This is a genomic window from Vibrio sp. 1562, from assembly GCF_033340155.1.
Taxonomy (GTDB): Bacteria; Pseudomonadota; Gammaproteobacteria; order Enterobacterales; family Vibrionaceae; genus Vibrio; species Vibrio alginolyticus.
This window is the reverse complement of record NZ_JAWOVY010000382.1, coordinates 1-680: the sequence shown is the minus strand read 5'-3', so window position 1 is coordinate 680 and position 680 is coordinate 1. Positions and strand designations below refer to the sequence as shown.

General features: G+C 51.5%; 1 protein-coding gene. It reads left to right on the top strand.

All coding sequences use genetic code 11. From position 1 onward, the window contains the following. Nucleotides 1-680: tandem-95 repeat protein (locus tag R7Z49_RS25305; protein WP_318112428.1), on the top strand; the 680-nt coding region annotated here is incomplete at both ends.

Below are 680 nucleotides of genomic sequence, written 5' to 3'. Positions count from 1 at the left end.
AACGGTCCAGCTAACGGCACGGTCTCGGTCAACCCGGATGGCAGCGTCACTTACACGCCAAACGACAACTTCCACGGTACAGACAGCTTCACGTACATCGTTACCTCCGGTGGGGTATCGGAATTCACCACGGTGAACATCGATGTCACGCCAGTGAATGACGCGCCAGTGGCAAAAGATGATACTGCTGTCACTGACGAAGACACGCCAGTGACGATTGATGTTCTGCCAAACGATACTGATATTGATGGTGATACGCTGTCGATTGAATCGGCGTCTGTACCTGAAGCACAAGGTAAAGTCGAAATTGTTGATGGCAAATTGGTGTTCACACCAGCTGAGAACTTCCATGGTGACGCTGAAATCACTTACACCGTTACCGATGGTTCACTGACTGACCAAGCGACGGTCAACGTCACCGTGAATGCGGTGAACGACACGCCTGTGGTTGAAAGTAGCATTGCAGACCAAACCTTGGCGGAAGACTTTACGCCATACAGCATCGATCTAAATACGGCCTTCAGTGATGTGGATAACGTGGATGGCGAGTTAACGTTTAGCGTCTCTGGCAACAGCAACATTCAAGTGGCGATCGTCAATGGGATTGCTACGTTCACTCCAACGGCAGACTGGAACGGCTCAGAAGCGCTGACGTTTACGGCTACCGATCCAAGCGGCGA